Origin of the sequence: Pseudoalteromonas sp. S1727, assembly GCF_005886375.1 — a bacterium.
Lineage (GTDB): Bacteria > Pseudomonadota > Gammaproteobacteria > Enterobacterales > Alteromonadaceae > Pseudoalteromonas > Pseudoalteromonas haloplanktis.
The window spans coordinates 42,744-66,472 of sequence record NZ_PNDT01000007.1; the positions used below are offsets into that span (position 1 = coordinate 42,744).

The following is a 23,729-nucleotide window of genomic DNA, read 5'->3' on the forward strand; positions in this document are numbered from 1 at the left end:
GATCTGTTAAATATCGTTATCTATTTAAGCTACAAGATATAAATGTGGTAACAAAATCCTATATCACAATGAGATAAGCATCATCGATTTTTAGTGTGTTACCACATATTGTAAATTAATATTTTGTCGGTTTACTGCTCTTTAATTTGCAATAACTTCTCAGCAATTAATTGCTCATTAAACTGAGCATCGTACTTGGGGTTTAATTGCGTAGGTATATCAGCACCAATTTGTTGCTGCCAATTTAGTAGCTTTGTTTTAAGCTCTTTAAACTTTTCAGGCGCACTGTTAACTAAATTCACCGTTTCACCTTGGTCAGTAGCAAGATCGTACAATTCAAATTCATTATTTTCATAATATTGAATTAGTTTCCAATTACCGCTTCTAATAGCACTGCCGGGGCGAGTTCTAAATAAGGGATCTTGTCCTTGGTCAGTTAAAGCATGATGTGCTTGAAGATAAATAGGAAAATGCCAAAACAAATCACGAGATGTAATTGTTTCGTTTCCTAGTAGTAGTGAGCTCAGATCCATTCCATCCAACTCTTGGTCTGGTTGCTCAGCATTAGCAAAGCTCAAAAGTGTTGGATAAAAATCGGCATTAATAACTGGTGTCTGCTCAATATTGGGAGTTATCACATCAGGCCAACGAACCAATAAAGGAACACGTAATCCCCCATCATAATAAGAGCCCTTACCTGCTCTTAATGGTGAAGGAAATGATGACATGCGGTAACCACCATTATCAGAGGTGAAAATAACGAGGGTATCATCAGCTAAGTTTTCAGCCTCAAGCATCGACAATATACGGCCAACATTAGTATCCATCGACTCTACCATCGCCGCATAAGTTGCCTGTTTTATATCTTTGATACCTTTATCCTGATATTTTTTTACAGTATCAGCGACCGCTTGAAATGGGGTATGTACAGTATAATAGGGTAGGTATGCAAAAAATGGCTCATTCTTTTTAGATTTTACCCAATCAATTACTTCTGTAGTCAAGCGATCTGTTAGGTACTCTCCTTTTGGTCCATCTTCAATATTAGGTAATTTATAAGGACTAAAATAATGAAAGGTCATCCCTTGGTGGCTACCAGCAACATTCGTGTCAAAGCCTTGTTTATCCGGATCTGCTCCCAAATGCCATTTTCCAAAGTGACCCGTCGCATAACCCGCTGCTTTTAACGATTCAGCCAATGTAATTACTTCTAGGTTTAGCCCACGCTTATTCTTAATTGGAATTAATTTACGCGTCTTCTCATTTCCTCTCGTCGATGGAGAGACCGTATAAACACCATGGCGTGGACCATATTGGCCAGACATTAAAACCGCACGACTAGGTGCACAATTTGCTGCTCCCGCATAAGCTTGATCAAAACGTAAGCTTTGCTTTGATAGCTCATCAATATTGGGGGTTTCAAATAAGTCAGTAGTTTGATTGTAACCTACGTCAGACCAACCTAAGTCATCAACTACAATCATTAAAATGTTTGGCTTTTTCAACGTAGACGTTTGCGGTGACTCAACAGCAGAAGTATTGGTTTTTCCACCACAGGCACTCAATAACATAACGCATAAAGAAATGAATATAGTATGTAATTTCATATTTTTCCTAGCTTATAATTATCTGACTATAAATGTCATTGTGGGTCAAAAGGTGGGACTTGGGTTTCATTAGCCCCACACTGTTATCTGAAATATATAGAATTACCCACCCATCTCTTCGAGTTCTTTGCCTTTCGTTTCATTTAAGAACTTAAATACAAATACCACCGAAATTAGCGCGCAAATTGCGTAAAAACCATAAGCCCCTGCTAAACCAATACCAGTAAGCATAATTGGGAATGACCAAGTAATTAAGAAGTTGGCGATCCACTGTGCAAAACCTGCGACCGCAAGGCCTGAGCCGCGGATTTGGTTAGGAAACATTTCACCTAACATGACCCACATAACAGGGCCCCACGATAAGTTAAAGAAAAACACGTATGCGTTTGCAGCTATCAAAGCAACAATACCTTGATCACCCAACTCTAAGTTTCCCGATGCGCCAGTTTCTGCGTTTAAAAAAGCGTAAACCATAATCGAGAGCGTAACTGTCATGCCGACAGAGCCAATCAGTAGAAATGGCTTTCGACCTACTTTGTCAATAAAGTACATAGTAATAAATACCGCTAAAATACTGACCATGCCGCTGATTATATTAATGAGTAATGCATCAGACTCTGTAAAACCTGCCGCTTGCCAAAGCACTGCTCCATAATAAAAAACCACATTGATACCGACTAATTGCTGGAATGTAGCAAGACCAATACCCACCCAAACAATTGGGCGTAATCTGTTTTTAGATTTATCAATTAAATCAGAAAGTTTTGGCTGGTGTTTATCAACAGCAAGTGAAGCTGCTATCTCGTCATGTTTTGATTGCGCTGACTCAGAACCATATAAGCGAGACAGTACATTTATTGCAGCCTGTTTTTTCCCCGCCATAATTAAATAACGTGGGCTTTCTGGGATAAAAAATAAAGCGATAAAAAATAAACTTGCAGGTACTAGCTCAACCCAAAACATCCAACGCCATGTTTCTAAATCAAGCCAAAATACCGCTGTTGAACCGCCAGCGCTGTTTGCCAAAAAGTAATTACTAACAAAAGCACTAAACAGACCAAAAAGGATTGCAACTTGTTGTAAAGTAGACAGCGTACCTCTGTATCGTGCTGGAGCAATTTCGCTAATGTAAGCTGGCGTCATCACTGATGCAGCACCTACAGCTAAACCACCTAAGATACGATAGATCACAAATTCTAAAGATGAATCTGCAACCCCAGATCCCCAGGCACTAATAATAAAAAACACAGCTGCAACAAGTAAGATTCGGCGGCGACCAAATTTATCAGCTAATCGGCCGGCACTAAAAGCACCAATTGCGCAGCCAATCAACATACTTGATACGTTGAATCCTGTGCCCGCACTGCTTGAACCAAATGCAGCTTGCAAGCCATCTACAGTGCCATTTATAACACCACTATCAAAACCAAATAAAAAACCGCCAATTGTTGCGACAAAGCAAACCATGACAATTAATAATACATTTTCTTTATTGTTCATAATTATCCAAATTGTGTGTGTTGTTATCTTTATAGAATTTTAATTCGATATCTGCATATCAAACTTTATTTAAATAGAGCTAAATCCCTTTCTATTTGTTCAAAATCCTAGTGTTTCTCTAAAATCGTTGAATATTTAGTTTTTACCAACAAGCTATTTTGTTCTTCACGGCTTTATTACTTACTCTTTGTTAATGATCTTTCGGTTAAATCTGAAAAATACGGGTTACCTGTATAGTATGAAGCAGCAGACCAACTGGCATTTTCTTTAGGCAGAAAGGCAGATAAACGCGCTTTCACATTTTTATACTCGTCTGCCTCCGCGACGTTATGCCATTCATTCTTATCATTTTCATGGTCGTATAACTCTTCACTACCGTCTTCGTAGCGTATATAGCGATAACGCTCTGTTTTCACTGCATGATTATTTGGGCCATACGTTGTGACTGCAGCATGCTCCCATTGCGCATCAGGGTTATTTAGCAATGGTGATAAATCTTGCCCTTGATTTAACGGGTTTTCGGGTAACCCACACATTTTGATAAGCGTAGGGTATAAATCAAGTAAACTGACAGGACGGTTACTTACTTGTCCACCAGATGACTTGGGTGGTTTGATTATTAATGGTGTGCGAGTTGCTCTTTCCCACAAAGCCATTTTAGCGAACTTACCTTTTTCTCCTAATTGGTAACCATGATCTCCCCATAGAACAATAGCCGTGTTATCCGCATATTCACTTTTTTCAAGCGCATCAAGTACAGTTCCGATACAAGAGTCAACAAATGAAATACTTGCTAAATATGCTTGAACCATATTTTTCCACTCACCACTTTCAATAGCCCATTCAGTGGTAGGCATCATAGGTAATTCCGATACTTGCGTGGCAATCTCTGGCACATCATCTAAATCATTTTTAAAGTATGCCGGTAATTCAAGCTCTTCGACAGGATGCATATCAAACCACTTCTGAGGTACATGCCAAGGCACATGCGGGCGTAAAAACCCACCTACCATAAAAAATGGCTTGTCATAATCCATCGCAAGCTGCTTCGCAAGCCATTGCGCTGATTCATAATCTGGCATCTGCTGATCTGTATCGGGAAATGCCCCCCAGTCAGTATTTGTGCGTGGATCATGCCATTTCATTCTGCTTTGTGGATACGGGCCAAACCCCGCTGTACGACCGCCATAGGTATCAAAGCTATCTGGCGCTACTCGTTCATGAAAAACTTTACCAACAGCTGCAGTGTAGTAACCATGCTTTCTAAAGTACTCGCTTAAAAAAATAGATTGGCTGGCTTTATCGTTTGCATTTTTAATATCTTTATCGTGAATGTGCCCATATATACCCGTAGAGGAGGGCGCAAGCCCCGTCATAATACTCGCACGTGATGGACCACATAAAGGAGCGGGAGCATGCGCATTGGTAAACACCGTTCCCATGTTGGCGAGTCGATCAATATTAGGCGTTTTTGTGTTTGGGTGCCCAGCTAGTGGCCCAATCCAATCATTTAAATCATCAATAATTAGCATTAACACATTCGGGTATTCTTTCTTTAATTGAGTTAACCAGTCAAGCTCGTATGCAGTCATGGTTGCTGCAGCAAAACCAGCACTACCAATGAGAAACTTTCGTCTATTCAAAATTTATCCCCCACCCTGCTCTAGTTGCTGCAATTGAGATCAACTTTATACAGTCAAGATTAACACATTAAATTGCAATATTAGTCACAATGATGCAATATCAATCACGTAGATGCAACAAAATATATTAACTCTCAGCCAAGTCGCTCCTATGTTCGCTAATTTGAAATATAAAGTGCAGGATAATTAATATAACTATGGCGCATTGAATAATTAAAAAGTGCACAGTTAACTCATTATAAACACACGATAAATAGGTATTACGATGAAAAAATCGCTTAATTTAAAAACATCTTCATTGCTCGTTATAGCCACCAGCTATGCTGTGTTAACCGGCTGTGCAGATGCAACCTCAACCGTAGTTCAAGAGCAAAATACCTACGCGAAAGAAGTAAAGGCATATGCTGTATATGTCCCTAAACGACAGGACGACTTTGCATGGGAGAATGATAAAGTTGCTTTTCGAGTGTATGGACCAGCAGCCCCTATAAAAGGACACGCGAGTGGCGTGGATGCTTGGCTAAAAAAGGTTGATTACTCGATCATAGATAAATGGTACGACCAAGCATTTAAAGGCACCGCTTCATACCACAGAGACTCAGGTGAGGGTTATGACCCATACCATGTCGGTATTAGTCGTGGTGTTGGTGGTTCTGCAGTTTGGGTTGATGGTAAGGATTATACAGCCCATAACTATAAAAGTTTTGAAATTCAGCAAAATGGCCCAGAAAAAGTTGTATTCACTCTTCAATATGAATGGCAAACACCACTAGGGTTAGTTAACGAATCAAAAACGATTTCTCTCTCAATGGGCTCTAACCTTTATAAAGTCAACTCCACGTTCAAACTCAATGGTAAACCGGCCTCACTCCCAATTGCTATCGGCGTTACAACTCATGATGAGAAAGCCTTAGTGGCGCATAATAAGCAAACAGGGCGAATTTCTGCTTGGGAAATGTTTGACGGCAAAGCTCTCGGTACCGGCGCGATTATAGATCCTTCTAAAGTACAAGATATTCAACATATAGCTAAACAAGCAAAAGACGAGAGTCACATATGGATATTCACAAAATCAGATAAAGATGGCTCACTTGAGTACCATGCTGGTTTTGCATGGGAAGCAGCAGGCGAGATTACAACACGTGCTCAATGGCAAAACTATTTAGATACATTTAAAAAATAATATAGGTATTAACATGGAAAAAATTGCATTCACCATGACTTTACTAGCAGGCAATGAAGCTGAATATAAAAAGCGTCATGACGAGATCTGGCCTGAACTAGTTATAGAGCTAAAAAACGCAGGTGTATCTGATTACTCAATATTTCATGAGCCATCATCAAACACACTATTTGCTGTTTTGAAAAGAACTAATGATCACAAAATGGACGACCTACCACTTACACCGATTGTTAAAAAGTGGTGGGCATTTATGTCTGACATTATGGAAACAAACGCCGACAATTCGCCAATTGTTACATCTATCGAACAAGTATTCCACTTAGATTAAAATATAGGAGCCGTTATGTCACATCGCATTTGTAAGGTTTTGGTACTAGTAACGATTTGGTTAATATCACCGTTTAGTTTTGCCGATATTAAACACGGTTTAAGAGATAATGATGGTAGACATATGATCCCTAGAGGTTATGTCATTAATACCAATGACCATGCAGGTGCGGTAGACTTCAACCCTGAAGACTATTTAAGAATGGTAAGAATGGGTGCCAATGTTCAAGTTATTCGACTTGAAATGGGCAAATTAAGTGAGCTTGGCGACAACACGTTTGAACCTGAATATTTAGCCAGAGTTAAACGTGCTACTAAGTTAGGCCGCGAGGCTGGCATTAAAACAGTATTTAAAATGACTGTGTATGGTGCAACTGATTTTTCGTGGGAAGAGTTATACCTAAACAAAAATAACGAACAAGAAACCTATATCAATGCTTGGAAGCATATATGGGAAGCGTTTAAAGATAACGATTATGTGATTGGATATGATTTAGTCAACGAGCCTCGTAAAAAAGATATGGATATTTCTTACGATCAGCTAACTCGTCGCTATTTGATCCCGCTATATGAAAAAATTATCGATGCTGCTATTCCGTACAGCGACAATAAACAGTTTTTAATACAAACCATTTTCATGAATAAAGGCGATGCCATCAACAAAAACCAATATGCAGAAATAACAAAAAGAATAGATCGTAAAAATATTATTTTTGCCCCACATATCTACCAAGAGCATTTAGATTACATAGCTCCAACGATGGAAAGATTTGATAAAGAATCTGAGTTATTAGGTGCACCGATACTCATTGGTGAATGGGGATTCCCTACCCTAGTAACAACAGACAACTCAGTCAAAGAACAACTAAATTACATTGAGTTTTATATAAAAACAGCTGAAATTTTTGATGAAATGGGGGTTGGCTCAATTAAAGCATGGTTTCTAGGCAATCGTAGTTATCAAAACTTTTTACCAGGTGGTCCTTCTACTTGGGCTATTTTCAGTGATGAACAAGCAATTGGTACTGTAGAAAGAAAGTATATAACTGACATTATTGCACGCCCATACCCACAACTAATTGCCGGTGACATCAAAAACTTTAAATTTCACTTTGCGACACGCACATTAGATTTAAATATCACAAGTGATAATGCTAAAGGGGTTTCACGTATTTTTGTTGGTGCAGATAGGCATTATCCAGATGGATTTACTGTCTACATTGGCGATGACCTCATTATGAGTAAAAGCCCGATAAAAGCAGGTTTAGATGTTCATCACTCAACCAAAAATACACAACCAAGTGAAGTAGTTTGGGATAATGATAGACAGCAACTAATTATACTATCGTGGCCTAAAAATAAAGCACAAATTAATATTAAAATTAAGCCTGGAATATATAAAGAACCTGATCCAGCAGTAAAAATTGGCAAATAACGCTCACATTAATGGCTATCATTATTGGAAAATATAATGAAGAAGAATACAAAATGGCTGTTGTTAGCAACAGCCATGTATGCCTCAACCTTGACGGCTGCGGACATACTAAAAACTGACAGCTATTTTACTGCCCAACACTACGACTTGGCAAAATCTGGCTATCTAGAAGCAGCACAACTAGGTAACCCTCATGCTTATTATCAACTAGCACGAATCTATGCCAAGGGCTTAGGCGTAGAGCAAGATATTATTAATGCACTTATCTATTATTCTTTAGCAGCAGAATATAACTATTTTGATGCGCAGAAAGTCATCGAGAATACCTTACTAAAACTACCAACAGAATCTCAGGCAGCTTTTAAAAAAGTCATGAATGACTATAAAAGCAAACAGGGTAAAAGTGTTATTGATGCAAAGTATTTCCCTGTGCTTAAACAAGATACAATAACTGCACGGGTTACATTTGATGATAAAGCCCAGTTAGAGCCTGTATTTTATAGTGAAGACTTCGTTGACAATTCAATTGCTAATATGAACAACTTAGCGATTGAAGAAGGCGGTAATGAAGATGCTTATTTTATGTCTACGCCAAAAGAGCCCTATTTAATTTTAGACATAGATATTGCCCCTGATGGATCTGTGCGTAATTATTTCGAAGTGCAAAAATTAGGCGGGCCAGTTTCAAGGTTAATTGAAGAGTTCGTACATTTCCCACAACCTAAACCTTCAATTAATGGCCATCATATTGATTTTGTTCATCGCGTATTTCTTGGTGCAGCTGGCCATTCAAAATCAACGCTGGTAAATGAGAATGAGCAAATGTATAGCCAAATACTCCACGTAGCTAGAAAGTTGGCAAAAGGAGAAAGTTTAAACGAACGATATCACCATGCGATGGCGCTGCTCAATTTTCCTTGGCTAACTCAAGAAGAAGGCGAAGCAGAAAAAAAACTATTAGCGCTAGCGAACATGGGCCATCCCGGCGCGATGTATGAATACGGACTGTTGCTTTATAGAGAACAACGAGATATCCCCACTGCTATCAATTGGATTTCTCAATCGAGCAAATACGGATTAGTTCGTAGCGAGTATCGCTTAGGCATGATCCTAAACTCCAGCCCATGGGTGCAACAAGATCAACGAAAAGCATTATTTTGGTTCAGCTCCGCAATGAATAAAGGCGATATTAATTCAGGTATCAGAGCAATTGATATTAAGCTTAACGCCAAAGATAAATCATTAATTGATGTGGAGTCTGCCGTACTTGATTTACAAGTAATTGAGCATAAACATGCCAATAACCCTGAGTACTATTATTTGTTAGCTTTATCTTTTCGTGATAGGAAGGCAAGAGACTTTAGCAAATTTGTAAGTAATATGCGCACAGCTATTAAACGAGGCAACTCAGCGAATTGGGATACGAGTGAATGGCAAGCACTATTAGATCGTTCAACCGTTGGTAGAGTATATATTACTGAGCAATAACATAGTCAGGACAGCTGCCTCTTAGGATATCTGGCTCTTCAATTCATTAAGATTAATTTTTATATCCCTAAGGCTGCAACTATCGGTTCTACCATTTAATAAAACAGCAATAATACTAGGTGAGTATGTGTTTGATAATTATTTTGCTCAAGCTTTAGGATTTATAAGCTTTATATTTGCAATGCTGTGTTTTATGCAAAAAGATGATCGTCGTTTTAAAATGATGATGATTGTGATGAACTTGAACCATGCGTTACACTATTACTTATTAAATGCAGTAACCTCCTCACTTTGTTCTTTATTTGCTGTCGGACGAACAGCAGTTTCATTACAAACAAAAGCGAAATGGGTCGCTAGCTTATTCATTATACTTACCATGTTGATTGGTTATTTTACTATAAACCAATGGACAGATTATATCGCCATAGTGGGTTCCTGTATTGGTACATATGCTTTGTTTTGCCTTAATGGAATCAAGATGCGTTTGGTAGTATTCGTTGGTTCATGCTTATGGCTTATAAATAACGTGATAGTAGGTTCACTTGGTGGAATTTTATTAGAAACTACAGTGATAATTATTAATTCAACAACTATTTACAAATTACATAAACATGACATAGCTAATAAAGGCTAATTGAGATTTATAAAATCAACTGGCTGGCTCATATAGTCATGCTCACCAATATTATCAAGATCTTCGGCAAAAAATTCAATGTTTATTAATATCTAACTGATAACGTTTGTTTTTCAAGAAACATGCAATATATAATATTATCTTGTTGATCAATCGCAAGCCCATCAACCCAGTACCTTTAGGAAGAGATACATAAAGCTAATTGGCTGTCCCTATAATTGTTGTTAAATAAAGTTAAATTTCAATCGGGTGCTAGTGGAAATGTATTTAATGTTGAACAACTTGCCGGCAGCTTAATAAATAATATTGTTTGTCCAGAGTATATGAGTAACCACTCTGCTAGTGCAATAGACCAAAACAAGTTACATGTAATAAAAAAAGCAAGGCTCGAAACCGAACCTTGCTTTTGTTCTCACTTCAAAACTTTATAAATGCTCTACTAGTTTGCAACAACCTTAAGTAATTTAACCCCTTTCGATGGTAAACTTAGCTGTGTATTTAGCTTATTTTCAGTAAATAAATCTATAACCTTAATGGATTTACCATCCCTTAAAGCTAACGTGATATCCGCAGTCTGTTTACCTAAATTTAATAAGCTAACCAAATAACTGCCGTCCGCTTGTTTAACGACTTGCCAGCGAACACCTTTATGCTGCGTACCATTATTTTCCACTAAAGTAATATCAGGCAGACCGGGCTGTGCATATTCAAGCGCCACAGCACGTAGTTGTGCTAAAGTTTGCTTTCCATCTAATTGAACTAACTTGCCTTTTGATGCCTTTAACGTGTTTTTGTGTGGATTACCATATTCATCTTTACTGAGGCTCTGAGGGCTATCAATAATCACAGTACCGCCTTGATCTAAATATGATTGCAAAGCGAGTAATTCTGCGGTTGTTACAAACTCAGTTTTATAAACAACAATATTATCCCATTGGGAGTTATCTTGTTTTTCAATAATTTTTTGAGTCGTGAACCCCATAGGGAAGCCATCAAAAAATAACTTTTCATACATTTTAAACTGCTGTGACATGTGAGTTTTTTTATTGATGGCTGACGTTTCTGAATAAAACATTCTTACTGGCCGGCGTTGCTTTCGTAGCGCAATCACTTCTTCTGAGAAGCTATTCAAGTCATACATTACTTGCGTATATGCATTGGCTATATGCGGTTGTTGATTAACAGAGCCCGCAAAAGATCCGGCCAAAGCGGGATCAAAAAAGTTGAGTTCCCCTTCTAGACGGTCTTCAAATGAGCCATCAGGATCACGTGCCCAAAACCAAGCCATGTTCGCGTCCATTCCCTGTAACGTCGCTAACCAGTACACGTTCTCTACATACTCAACTGAGGTATCTAAGTCCCGCCACCATGAAGCTGATAGAAAATGAGACTCTGAGTTCACATGAATTTTATTTGGCGCGACAGATTCCATAAAGTCATATGACAAACTCAACTCTTCCCACATATAAGCGTAATGTTTTTCCCACTCTTGCTCGGTTGTTAGATGAAGAAAACGTTTTTCAGCTGCCTTGGCATCATCACCAATAAAAGAGGTTAGTTCAGTTAATGCCTCAACATCAATTCCATGGGAACGGTTATTCTCACTGAACATATTTGGCATAATTTTTAGGTGAGTATCAGCCTCAGGGTTCCCTTTTCTCAACTCATCCTGTAAATGAGAAAACCAACTGATACTCCTATCCATATGATAACGATTCCAATCGTACCAAATAGGTGTACCTTGCGTATTTTTATCTATAGGAATAATAATTTGCACAGTTTCGAAGGAACTAAAATCACTTTGCCAATTGTTATTTAGCGCTGCAATTTCCCCTGCATATTTATCTTTTAACCAATCACGAAAGTTATTCAGCGTATAAGATGAAATATCATTCATTTCTTTAAACTGATGACTCCAATGATCCGATTCAGAAAACCAATGAGGTTCATTAGCGAGAATATACCCTAACTGAGTTACTTTTTTACCTCGCGTCAACTCACCGGTATCTCTGGCTATTTTTCCCCAAGTATCTCGGATCAATGGGTTATCAATATCATACCCGGTAAAAAGTGAACGCCCTTTTCGTACTTCCGGCTCTCGTTTTTCAATCCACTGTGGTACACCCATGTTCCAGTAAATCAAAAACCCAACATTGCTACCATCTATTTGCGTTACTTCATCTAAAAGTGCTTGATCGTAACTACCATCTTCTTTTAATAAGAACGAGTTGATAGCACGGTCATGATCAACTGGGTATAAATTTTCACCACCATGATAGATAGCACCTAAATGATCGTTATAAACTGCTTTGTTAGTAAGTGGCTGTCCGACAGTTTTTGAAAAATAATCATAAAGAAATATCGGTTTTGAGTTACTTTTCAGCATATTCTCTGCAACTTCAATATTTTGCCAATCAACTTTATTGACTGGGCGACGTTTGATTCCACCATTTAGCACTAAATCTAATTCACTGATACCCGCGTCGAGGATATCGTTAACTTTACTTCGTTCAAAATCAGGTAGCTCTTTAGCTAGTTGCTTGGATTTATCTCTGTAAGGCGCATAATATGAAAATGCTTTTTCAACCGCGGCTTCATTTTTTTCGTCCCAATCAGCAAACTTTAAAAATTCCTTAGCGAACCACATTACTGTTTCTTCACGTGTTACATCGATATTTTGTGCTTCTGCTTGCGCCATTTTAGTTTCTAACACGGCCATTTTTTGTTGTGCACTGATCACCAAAGCATTTTCACTGGCTAAAGGAGCTGGGTGAGTACTTTCAGTGCTTTTAGCTTCTTGTTGAAATGAGTTTGTAGTGTCTTCACAAGATGCTAAGCAAAATGGTAATAAACTAGCCCATATGGCATAAGATATTTTTTTTCTCATAATGTTATCTTCAATTTTAGTAATGGAATAACAAGTAACGATAAAAGCGCAGAGCAACACACCTTGCTTTTACCTCATTTAAATAAATAACTAGTTGTGTCCTAACACTGTTAACTTATTAAGTTTAATATGCTTCTCAACCATGGTTTCACCATTACTAAAACGCACTGTGGCATTATCAATAAGCTGGCAGTCACCTAAACCAACATGGAGCACATTATTAAATGATTGAGTGTAGGGAGCTGCAGATGCGCCAACTTTTCTAATTTGCTTAGTATGACAAGCTGATATTTCCACGATTGCCCCTTGTGCCGTTACTTGGCCTGAAGGTGAATTTAATATTCTTAATAATGCAAAGTTTTGGCCGTCATTGTAGTGATTTTTAAACATATGCCACTGACCGCGCTCGTTAGCAAAAACAATATCAATAGCACCATCCAAGTCATAATCAAAAGCATCAGCACCCGCGCCTACTGCGCCTAATTCAGCCGAAGTAATGCGGTGTCCATTATAATTTTTGAATGTGCCATCGCCCTGATTTAGAAAGACTAACTGGGTCGTCGCTGTCACTAAATTACCTTGCTTTACAACAAAAAGATCTTGCCAGCCGTTGTTATCAAAATCAGCAACAGCAACCCCTGTAGTATCAAGTTTTAGGTCAAGCCCACTTGCATGGCTGACATCAGTCAAAACACCTTGATTATTCTTAAGTAATAAATCTTGTGGTGGCGTTTTACGTGTAGTCGCCTTGTAATCTTTAACAGAGGTGATCACGCCAGTGGTTGGCGAGAATGTATTACCTGCAATGCGCCAAGTATCATTACCTATATAGCCAACATAAAGGCCTTTTTTTGGAGTTGTATCTGGCCAGCCTAAGCCGTTACTACTGACTAATTTTAGGTTTTGACCGCTATGTTGCTCACCATCAAATTGATAGGTGTAAGTTCCTTCACCAATAAATACTTCTTGATCAGGGTAAGGGGATTGATAATTAACTAAGTTAAATGTATCGCCAATGAGTAAGTCATCAAATTTAAATGGTCCACGCTTTGTATAAAAACCAAAAACGTGTGTTTCTTTATCATAAAACGTATCCCCAGCTTCTAAAGGAAAGCTTCGCGTTAAGTAGTAATCAAAATCCCCATCATTGTCATAGTCGATTTCAGCAATACCCGTAATGTCATAAATATCTGTACTCAGAACATTTTTACTGACATCGGTATAAGAGAGATCAGCCCCTCCTTGTAAAATCATTAACTTGCCATCACCGTATACAAAAATGTCATCAATATGATCGCCATTAAAATCAGTAATTAATACTTTTTGTCCGTCTCGATGTGTTTTTGGTAAATCCGTTGCATGAGTAAGATTACCTTGCGTATTTTTATAAACAAAATTCTCTGTTTGTTTACCTATATTACGTGATGGAAAGCCCATCAATAGTAAATCAAGATCACCGTCATTATCCCCATCAAACAACTTACTTGTACGGCCGCGAAGATTCTGTAATGCTGGTGTAAACTCTTTACCTTCAATAACTTGACGCTTATCAAAGTGATAAACTTTAGTATTGCGAGCGTTTGAGCCAGAACCACCACCACGAGCAATTAAAATGTCAATCTTGCCATCATTATCATAGTCACCTACACCGATACCGTGCATATCTCCAACGATCAGATCAGTCCCTTTGCTATACACTCCTTTATTATTCCAATACAGGCGTACAGAATAACCATGATCAACCAATAACAAGTCGGCATAACCATCTTGATCAAAATCGGCTATGACAGGGTTATCCCATTTACGACGATTTTTGTTCTCTAACTTAATTGCGGTTGCAGAGCTAAAAACCAACCCTCGGGACGTATCACTTGCTGTGCTAGTAGGCACAGCTAAACTTTGGCATGCGACTAACTGAGTAAAAACCACACTTAAACCAAGTGCAGTAGACAGTAATTTATTATTTTTCATAATTAGCCCTTAGATTAACCCGCATTTTGTTATTGAAAGAATGCGGGCTAGTATTAGTTATAGCTTATTGGTCAGTCTTAAAGGTTTGCTCAAAACGAGGCATCGCATTCAAGCGCCAATGCGCGCCTTCATAATGCTCATGGAACCACAGTGGTTGTTGGTTATCCCAGCTCCATTTTTCCATTTCGCGCACCATATCTTTTAAAATCAATGGATGTTGAGCACTGATGTCATGGTTCTCTTCAATATCATTATCGATATCAAACAATCGCCAAGGTTTATCTGCGATTTTCAACGCCTTATATTGATTACGACGCACAGCAGCATCACTGTAACCACCACGGTGGCGTAGTAAGAAGATTAAGTCGTCTTGATGAGGGTTTTTATTAGCTTTAAAAGCCTCCCACATGTTTTTACCATCAAGTTGTTTATCCGCAGGAACTTCAGCTCCTGCAAGCGCGGCAAAAGTAGGATAAAAATCTAATGAGGAAACAGGATGCTCAAAGCGTTGCCCAGATGGAACATGATTTGGCCAGTGAAAAAACATTGGCACCCTAAAACCGCCTTCCTGTGCGCTACCTTTCCCTGCCTTTAGTGGGTCATTATTGGCACCTTGGCTCAGCTTACCGCCGTTATCGCTTAGAAAAACAATCAGGGTATTATCCAATTGGCCATTTTTCTTTAAAGCATCAACCACACGACCAACACCACGGTCTAACGCATACACCATACCGGCATAAGTTTTACGTTTTTTATCTTTAATATTAGGAAACATATCCATGTCTTCTTGCTTTGCCTCAAGTGGTACATGCGGTGCGTTATAAGCTAAATACAAAAAGAATGGTTGCGTTTTACTGACGGCTTTATTAACAAAGGTGACTGCTTCACGAGAGAGCGCATCCGTTATATATTCTGTTTCAGTGACCTCTTTACCATTGTGCTCTAGCGGCGTGATATATTCGAAAATATTACTTAAGCCCTGCTCTTTTTGACGCTTATACGCTGCTGCAAATTGCTCAGGAAAATAATTATGGCCACCACCTAAAAATCCATAATACTCGTCAAACCCACGTTGATTGGGGTGATACTGGGGTGCATCACCTAAATGCCATTTACCGATTGCACCTGTAAAGTAACCATTATTTTGCAAAAATTTACTCATAAACATTTCAGATGTTGGAACACCAAGGTGTGAGCCCCTAGTTGGTAAGTTAAACTGGGCACCGATTTTATGCGGGTATCTTCCCGTAAGTAGGCCTGCACGACTTGGTCCGCAAAAAGGATGCGCTACATAGGCCTCAGAAAAAGACGTTCCTTTATTAGCTAAATCATCTATGTTAGGGGTAATAATGTCCTTTGAGCCGTTAAATCCTACGTCGGCATAACCTAAATCATCTGCCATTATGAGTAAAATATTAGGCTTTTGCGTGTCATTTGCATGCGTATAACTTACGGGAGCACACAATATTATGGCAGCTAATAAGCTAACCAATATGTTGTTTAATTTTATCATTGTCGTTCTCTTAAGTACTTGATAATAAGCTTGCACACAGTGCGATAAGAAATCACTTGTCTCGCACCATGTACTTTTACTTACAAAAATGCGTTCATATGTTGTTGGAATTTTTCGAGTGATGGGTCTTCTACCCGTGCTAACTCACTGGCCATTTTTTTAACTAATAGGCCTAGCTGCTTTTTATATTTCGGATTTTTTATCTCATTGGTTATTTCATAAGGATCATTTACCAAGTCATATAATTCATCGCGACTATCACCTGGGTTCCAAACGAATTTCATAGTAGGAGTGCGTATTGCACGAATGCCAAACCAACCGCCGTTATACCATTCATAGGCATAAAGCGCGGTATCATCACGTCCCTCATCAGCAATATCACCTTTTTCCATAAGCCCTAATAATGATCGGCCATCAACATCACCATCTGTAGGCAATGCCATCCATTGCGATAATGTTGGCGCTATATCGAGCATAGATACTTGACGATTAATAATTCTTGGTTGTAAAGCTGGGTCACGAATGATCAGCGGCATGCGCATCAATTCATCATATGCATAAGGTCCTTTATCATATAAATCATGCTCGCCTAACATACTGCCTTGATCACCTACCAACACAATATGTAAATCATCATATAAACCAACATCTTTTGCGGTTTGTATTAACTCGCCCACCGCATGATCTATCATCGCAATCGCACCATAATAAAAGCTATGCGCTTTGCGCCAATCGTCTTCAGTCATATGGCTTACATCATGCCAAGGCCACCAAATACCATCTTGTGACATCGGTTTGTTTACTCGTTTTACGCCAAAGTTTTTCGGTAACTTAACTTTTTTATAATCAAACATACTTGCGTATGGCTCTGGCACACGATACGGTGGATGAGGCTGTTCAAAACTGACAATGCCAAAAAATGGTTGCTTAGACGCTGCCGCTTGACGAAGCATCTTTTTACCTTCGTTTACTTCCTTCGCTGTAACTGTATCTTCATAGCTTCCTGGTAACGTTTTATAGTAATCATGCTTTTCTCCATTAGCATCTCGCTCGCCTGCATTCATACGGTCAACATTATTTTGCGTCTCGTATGGGGCCCATTGTCTGGCATGACGCTTGGTATCCTTGTCATGTCCCCACATAAAATCAGCACCTCGTAATGCTGGACCTTGAGCGCCTAAATGCCACTTGCCCACATAGCTAACGTTATAACCGGCATCAGCAGCTCGTTTAATTAAACCACCTTCTGATAACGACAACTCAGATAAACGAGAATGGTATAGCTCCACATTATCGTCTAAACCGGTTTTGTGGCCCCAACGTCCGGTAAACATTGCAGCACGGGAGGGTGAACATAAACCCGTTGATGTCATGGCTTGGTCAAAACGCGTGCCTTGTTGTGCTAACGCATCAATATTTGGTGTTGAAACTGGGCCATTTCGGTATGAAAAAGTATCAAAGCGCATATCATCAAACATCAAAATAAGTACATTCGGTTTTTTATGTACGCTATCTTCTTTAAGCTCACTTGCTAATATGTCATGTGCATTTAATGCAACGCATGACAACAGGGCCAGCTGAATTAGTTTTTTTATCATTATTGTGTGTTCCTTAGTTGCTGTTGTATGAAGAACTTATCTTCAACCGCTATGCCTTAGCGAATTACAAAGTCATCACTTTTGGTCACCTTCCCCCTGTGCAGCATTGCTACAAACCAGATACGAGGTCTCTGTACTAATTTGTAAAATTACTTGAATATCAGTATGTAGTGCTATTCCAAGGTGACTTTGTATGGATTACTCCAACGTAGGTATGGCTATTATAACTAAATACCCACCACCAATTAGTGTTAAATATATAAACATATGATGTTTACACAATCAATACATATTCGTTTATTTACATTTCTTTGCACTGTAAAGGTGGGCGAATAACCAACAAGCTGAGGAAGAAAACGCCCATAAAGAGCGTTTGAAAAATTATAATGAAGCGAACTTAATTGTATAATCACCCAACCCTGCATATTCAATATGAGTGTCAATATCCGTGGCAACGTTTAGTACGCCACAGTACGACCCGGTAATGAACACTTGGCCTGCTTTGAGCCTTACTCCAAGTGCTGATAAGTAATTAACCGCCCAATAAAGCGGCTCCTGTGGGTAACGACAAGGGTGTTTTCCTGGTTTAGTGATTTGTTGTGTGCCTTGCGTAACCGCTATCGCTATTTCAGAAGCTTGATATGCCTTTTCCTTTGCGATTTCAGGACCAATTAAAAGCCCTTGGTTACTTAATCCATCCGCTAGCTTTTCAAAATGGCTGGCCTGATAGTGACAAGAAAATCGCTCTTGAATAAGTTCCAGCGCCATATACGTTGCACTAACCGCATTATCAATTTCAATTCGATTATATTCCACGTTTTCGGGTAAATCTTGGCCAAGTACAAAAGCTATTTCAGGTTCAACTAGTGCTGTGTTATTTTCCACTTTAAGCTGGCATGGTCGCTGCAGTCCTTGCGGTTGCCTTAAAATAGGTGCAAGTATAATTTCACCACCCTTTAGAGGCAGCAAACACTTCCAGCCAAAAACCTGTTGATGATTAAGCGCTATCATTTGCTGTTGTACTAATAAACTTTCTTCTTGGCTCGCTAATTTTAAGCTGTTAGGTAGATCAGATATTGGGGGCCGAGCGCCTCGCTGCGCGAATAAATGCGCTGCTATTTCTTTTAATTGATTCGATTTTTCCACATTTAACCTCTTAAAACATTGTTATGCATAACTAAACGCTACCTATAAAACCTCGACAAACATACTATGTTTACATAGATATAACAATAAAATAAATTCTTAGAATAATGACTTTATAGATTACCAGTTGATAATTAATTCAATACCTTATGATTGATAACTCCCTCTATTGATAGCCTAAAAAAACACCAACTTCATCAAGTTTCTTCGCATTTCATCTGTTGACAACCTAAACATATGATGTTTATATTCATTAAACCTAAATAGCTAAACTAATCGATTTCGGTGATTTAGGTTTTCTACACACAATAATTATATTAAGAGTCTTTGGAGACAATCATGAGTAGCAGAACGAAGATAGCGCTAGCAATTCTTGCCGCAGTTTCTAGTCCATCTATGGCACAAGAACAAGAATCCGCCGAAATAAAAAAAGACAATGAGCCAGAAATTATTCTTGTTACAGGGGTTAGATCGAGCTTAGAAGCTGCTTCTTCATTAAAACGCTACAGTGATAGCGTTCAAGACAGTATCGTTGCTGAGGATATCGGAAAATTTCCAGATCAAAATGTAGCCGAATCATTACAGCGTATACCAGGTGTATCAATCGACCGCGTTAATGGCGAAGGCTCTAAAGTCACGGTGCGTGGCTTTGGCCCTGAGTTTAATGTGGTAACGTTAAATGGCCGTACTTTAGCTACCTCTGAAATTGGCCGCTCATTTGATTTCCAAGTATTAGCAGCAGAATTGATTTCGGGTGCAGATGTAATTAAATCCCCCACAGCTAGCACCCCGGAAGGCAGCATCGGTGCCTATGTAAACGTTAAAACGGCACGCCCTCTAGATAACCCAGGATTACACGTTTTAGGTTCAATAAATGCGAAGTATAGCGATTTATCAGGTGAGTTAAGCCCTGAATATTCAGGCTTATTTAGTAATACTTTTGCAGACGATACGCTTGGTTTTAACATTGCGATCTCTCATCAAGAAAGTGATAATCGTTATGATTCAATGGGTACAACTCGTTGGTTATTACTAAACAATGAACCTGGTGTCATTGAAGGAGATATTCATAATGAAGCAGGTAATGTAATAACGCCTTCGATTCTTCGCCACGCCGGTCGTATTGAATATGCACTTGGCCAAGAACATCGCGAACGATTTGGAATTAACACAAGTTTGCAATGGTCTCCTGATTCTAGTTTCACCAATACATTTGACTACATGTATACAGATTTAAGTGTTGAAACCCAAACTCAGGGTTTACAAGCAGGCTTACAATACCCTAATTGGCGTAATGTGGTTGCATCAGAACATGGTACAATTTTATCAGGGACTAAATTTTCTGGAGCAACCTTAGGGGGCACTGGCGAAAATGTGGACTTTCGGATTGATGGGCTCTTTCAAGTTCTTGAGTCTAAATCTAAAACTCAGGCATTTGGATTTAACTCGGTAAAAGAGTTTGATGTTTTGACATTAGAGTTAGATGTCAGTCACTCAACATCAAAATCAACCCCACGTACTGACTTACTTGTACCAAATTACATTTCACCTGAAATGAACGATAGCCTCGATTTTGATTTTCGTAATACAGACACTGTAAATTTAGATACCACTATTGATTATGCTTCGCCTTCAAGCGTGCGTGCTCATTGGAATCAAATTTCACATTATGAGTTAGAAGACACGATCACAGAAGTACAAACAAAAGGTAAATATTTACTCGATTTAGAGTTTTTTGAAAGCTTAGTCTTAGATTCAGTGGATTTTGGCGTAGCTTACTCAGATCGTGAAAAAGTACGCGAGCGGTATGAAACTTTCCACGAAGACAACTGTGGTTTAGTTGTACCGGGTGCTGATATTTGCGGTGAATTACGCGATATGCCTGATGATATTTTTTCAGCTAGCCCATACAGTGATTTCTTAAGCAATGAATCAGGTAATTTCCCACGTGATTTCATTTTTGCAGACATTGATAAATACCATGCAGCCATTAGTGAGATGACAAAGAATCCAAATTGGCCGAATGAACAATATAATGAAACAGCTTCATCTAGCGTAACTGAAACCACCCTAAGTGCTTATACACAATTTAACTTAAGCGGTATTATCTCCGATTACGATTGGCGAGGTAATGTAGGTGTACGATATGTCGAAACCGACGCTACTTCAAGTGGTTATGGTAAACGCAGATTATCTTATACTGGTGAGCTTGATAATGGCCAACCTTTACTTGTTGTTGAGTATACCGAGCCTGGACGTATCGAAACCGAAAATAGTTACGACAATTGGCTGCCAAGTCTCAATTTTAGTATAAATTTAAGTGATAACTTTTTAATTAGAACAGCAGCGGCAAAGGTCATGTCTCGCCCAGGAATAGACGATATTGGCGTTCAAGTTAGCTATAACGATATGCAAGCCGGTAGTTTTTCGCAAACAGGGGGTAACCCCTACCTAGAGCCTTATGAAGCAAATCAATTAGACTTATCTTTTGAATATTACAGTGATGGCGGCGACGCATACGCAATTAACTTCTTTAATAAAGATATTTCAAGATCTATCGCGCAAGTTACCTTTATTGATCCAACGCCTGATGTCTGGAATGGCTCTGAATATGTTGACAACTCTGTTTCGATTGATGGCTACGGCAATGTCAGTGAAACGATTAATCAAAAACAAAATCAAGCAGGTGGCACAATCAGTGGTGTTGAATTAGCTATGCAACATAATATGGATTACCTACCAGGCTTTTTAAGTGGTTTAGGTATACAAGCCAACTATACATGGGCTGATACAAAGAATAAAAATGCACCGGAAATTGATTTACCTGGGGTAAAAGACCCTGGAGATAAACTAGAAGGATTTGCAGAAAACTCATACAACGTCGTTGCCTACTATGACAAAGATGCATTTCAAGCACGATTGGCTTACAACTGGCGAGATGACTTTTTAAGTAGTCGCTCTGGTGTCAGAAGCGGCGGATTACCTGAACATACAGCAGCATATGGTCAGCTCGACTTTAGTATGTCTTATGAAATAAATGAGTACTTTACTGTAACAGGTGAAGCGATAAACATTACAGACGAACGAGTTTATCAATATGCAGATGTAGAAGAGCGTGTTATTAACGTTCAGTACACTGGACCACGTTATCGTGTTGGTGTTCGAGCCAAGTTCTAAAGTAACCCGGGCAGCAGTTTTGCTGCCCTTTTATCATCAGCAATAATCTGAGAATTCAATATGAACAACATTGCCCCTATAACGCACTATATCATTGTTGGCGGAGGCAGTGCTGGATGGATAAGTGCAGCCATTTTATCCCGAGTAACAGCTCATTTGCCATGTAAAATTACGCTTATAGAGTCTCCTACTATCAGTAGCGTCGGTGTTGGCGAAGCAACTATTCCCTCCATCATTGATTTACTCCGTTTTTTAGATATCCCGCAAACAGAATTCATCCAAGCTACTCAAGCAACTTTTAAATTAGGTATAAAATTCACTAACTGGCTAACGGAAGATCACAGTTATTGGCATCCTTTTGGAAATATCGGTCAAGCCATTGATGGCTTGAGTTTCTATCAACATTGGTTAGGTGCAAAACAACGTGGAAATAAAAACCAATACAGTGATTTTTCACCCAATGTAGTACTTGCAGAGCAGAACAAGTTTGCTCAAGCTCAACAACATCAAAAAAACATTCTTAGCCATTCAACATACGCATTGCACTTAGATGCAACTTTAATGGCTGACTATTTAAAAAAATATTGCTTAACCCGCGGTGTGATCCATCGCACAGCTCATATTCATGACGCCACAGTCTGTGAAAAACAGCAGATCACAAGCGTTATCTTAGATAATAAAGAACAACTAGCGGCGGACTTTTACATTGATTGCAGTGGCCAATCAGCGTTACTAATAGGCAAAACTTTACAGGTTAGCTACCAAAACTGGCAGCACTATTTGCCCGTGGATTCAGCTGTTGTCGTACAATCCAAAAATCCATCACAACGCCAGCCTTATACGCATGCAATAGCTCACCCATATGGTTGGCAATGGCAAATACCACTCAATAATAGAACAGGTAATGGTTATGTGTATTGCAGCAAGTATTGCAGTGATAAGGAAGCACTCGCCACTTTGACCAATAACATTACCGAGCCTCTTGAAAATACACCTAGAGTTATCAAGTTTACTACTGGTAAACGTGATGTTTTCTGGCACAAAAACTGCCTTAGTATTGGTTTATCTGCGGGTTTTTTAGAACCCTTAGAATCAACAGGTCTATATCTAATCATGAAAGGTATGCTGAATTTTGTTGCCATGTTACCTGATAGCCAATTTCAGCAAGCGCGATGTGATGAATACAATCGACAAATGGACTTAGAATTTGAAAACATCCGTGACTTTATAATTATTCATTACTCTTTAACACAGCGCAATGATTCAGCATTTTGGCAAGATTGGCGTACTCGCCCTCTACCTAAAAGCTTAGAGCACAAGTTAGCCGTATTTAAAAGTAATGGCATATTAATGAAAAATCCCCAAGACTTATTTTCCGATGACAGTTGGTACGCCGTACTCGAGGGAATGAAAATGCGCCCAGCTAATTTAAACCCTTTAGTTAACAACTCCGATCATCAACAAGTCGATGCTATTTTACAAAAGCACATCTATTTACTAGAACAAATGATAAAACAAGCGCCTCGTCATGAAGCGTTCGTAAACGCGCTTCATAATAATACGCAAAAAGCAGATAGTTGATTGCTAACAATTTAAATTGACCAAACAAACATATTATGT

At 38.9% G+C, this 23,729-nt stretch carries 15 protein-coding genes; 7 read left to right on the plus strand and 8 right to left on the minus strand.

Annotated elements, in window-relative coordinates; genetic code table 11:
* Nucleotides 1-131 precede the first annotated feature (131 nt).
* From CWB85_RS01670 to CWB85_RS01680, 3 genes are all read right to left on the minus strand, one after another.
* Nucleotides 132-1,607 carry a sulfatase gene (locus tag CWB85_RS01670; protein ID WP_138553913.1) on the minus strand — a complete coding sequence of 492 codons (1,476 nt, stop codon included), beginning with the start codon at nucleotides 1,605-1,607 and terminating at the stop codon, nucleotides 132-134.
* A gap of 102 nt (nucleotides 1,608-1,709) precedes the next feature.
* Entirely contained in the window at nucleotides 1,710-3,119 is a 1,410-nt protein-coding gene (locus tag CWB85_RS01675) for a sugar porter family MFS transporter (RefSeq protein ID WP_283235126.1), read from the minus strand.
* A gap of 164 nt (nucleotides 3,120-3,283) precedes the next feature.
* On the minus strand, nucleotides 3,284-4,750 hold the full coding sequence (locus CWB85_RS01680; RefSeq protein ID WP_249314758.1) for a sulfatase: 1,467 nt from the start codon (nucleotides 4,748-4,750) through the stop codon (nucleotides 3,284-3,286).
* 265 nt (nucleotides 4,751-5,015) lie between these two features.
* Between CWB85_RS01680 and CWB85_RS01685 the strand changes: the two genes are divergently transcribed.
* The 5 genes from CWB85_RS01685 (at nucleotide 5,016) to CWB85_RS01705 (ending at nucleotide 9,817) form a co-directional block, all read left to right on the plus strand.
* The gene (locus CWB85_RS01685; protein WP_138553915.1) at nucleotides 5,016-5,933 is read left to right on the plus strand and encodes a DUF4861 family protein; all 918 of its coding nucleotides are present in this window, start codon (nucleotides 5,016-5,018) and stop codon (nucleotides 5,931-5,933) included.
* 13 nt (nucleotides 5,934-5,946) lie between these two features.
* On the plus strand, nucleotides 5,947-6,261 hold the full coding sequence (rhaM, locus tag CWB85_RS01690) for an L-rhamnose mutarotase (protein WP_138553916.1): 315 nt from the start codon (nucleotides 5,947-5,949) through the stop codon (nucleotides 6,259-6,261).
* 15 nt (nucleotides 6,262-6,276) lie between these two features.
* Nucleotides 6,277-7,695, plus strand: coding sequence for a cellulase family glycosylhydrolase (locus CWB85_RS01695; RefSeq protein WP_138553917.1), 1,419 nt, complete (start codon nucleotides 6,277-6,279; stop codon nucleotides 7,693-7,695).
* A gap of 36 nt (nucleotides 7,696-7,731) precedes the next feature.
* Complete coding sequence (locus CWB85_RS01700) at nucleotides 7,732-9,183, plus strand: tetratricopeptide repeat protein (RefSeq protein ID WP_138553918.1); 1,452 nt, start codon at nucleotides 7,732-7,734, stop codon at nucleotides 9,181-9,183.
* A gap of 127 nt (nucleotides 9,184-9,310) precedes the next feature.
* Nucleotides 9,311-9,817: a YgjV family protein gene (locus tag CWB85_RS01705; protein ID WP_138553919.1), complete on the plus strand. Its 507-nt coding sequence runs from the start codon at nucleotides 9,311-9,313 to the stop codon at nucleotides 9,815-9,817.
* Between the two features lie 439 nt (nucleotides 9,818-10,256).
* Here CWB85_RS01705 and CWB85_RS01710 read toward each other — a convergent pair whose 3' ends face one another.
* The 5 genes from CWB85_RS01710 to CWB85_RS01730 all read right to left on the minus strand — a co-directional run bounded on the left by CWB85_RS01710 (nucleotide 10,257) and on the right by CWB85_RS01730 (nucleotide 18,932).
* Entirely contained in the window at nucleotides 10,257-12,704 is a 2,448-nt protein-coding gene (locus CWB85_RS01710) for an alpha-amylase family protein (RefSeq protein ID WP_138553920.1), read from the minus strand.
* A gap of 90 nt (nucleotides 12,705-12,794) precedes the next feature.
* On the minus strand, nucleotides 12,795-14,675 hold the full coding sequence (locus tag CWB85_RS01715) for a CRTAC1 family protein (RefSeq protein WP_138553921.1): 1,881 nt from the start codon (nucleotides 14,673-14,675) through the stop codon (nucleotides 12,795-12,797).
* Nucleotides 14,676-14,739: 64 nt separating this feature from the next.
* Nucleotides 14,740-16,188 carry a sulfatase family protein gene (locus CWB85_RS01720; protein ID WP_171038971.1) on the minus strand — a complete coding sequence of 483 codons (1,449 nt, stop codon included), beginning with the start codon at nucleotides 16,186-16,188 and terminating at the stop codon, nucleotides 14,740-14,742.
* 80 nt (nucleotides 16,189-16,268) lie between these two features.
* The gene (locus CWB85_RS01725; RefSeq protein WP_138553922.1) at nucleotides 16,269-17,786 is read right to left on the minus strand and encodes a sulfatase-like hydrolase/transferase; all 1,518 of its coding nucleotides are present in this window, start codon (nucleotides 17,784-17,786) and stop codon (nucleotides 16,269-16,271) included.
* Between the two features lie 381 nt (nucleotides 17,787-18,167).
* The gene (locus tag CWB85_RS01730; RefSeq protein ID WP_138553923.1) at nucleotides 18,168-18,932 is read right to left on the minus strand and encodes a 2-keto-4-pentenoate hydratase; all 765 of its coding nucleotides are present in this window, start codon (nucleotides 18,930-18,932) and stop codon (nucleotides 18,168-18,170) included.
* Nucleotides 18,933-19,271: 339 nt separating this feature from the next.
* On the opposite strand from CWB85_RS01730, the gene CWB85_RS01735 reads away from it, so the two are divergent.
* Together CWB85_RS01735 and CWB85_RS01740 are read left to right on the plus strand one after the other, a co-directional pair.
* Nucleotides 19,272-22,109, plus strand: coding sequence for a TonB-dependent receptor (locus CWB85_RS01735; protein ID WP_138553924.1), 2,838 nt, complete (start codon nucleotides 19,272-19,274; stop codon nucleotides 22,107-22,109).
* Nucleotides 22,110-22,169: 60 nt separating this feature from the next.
* Nucleotides 22,170-23,690: a tryptophan halogenase family protein gene (locus CWB85_RS01740; protein WP_138553925.1), complete on the plus strand. Its 1,521-nt coding sequence runs from the start codon at nucleotides 22,170-22,172 to the stop codon at nucleotides 23,688-23,690.
* Nucleotides 23,691-23,729 lie beyond the last annotated feature (39 nt).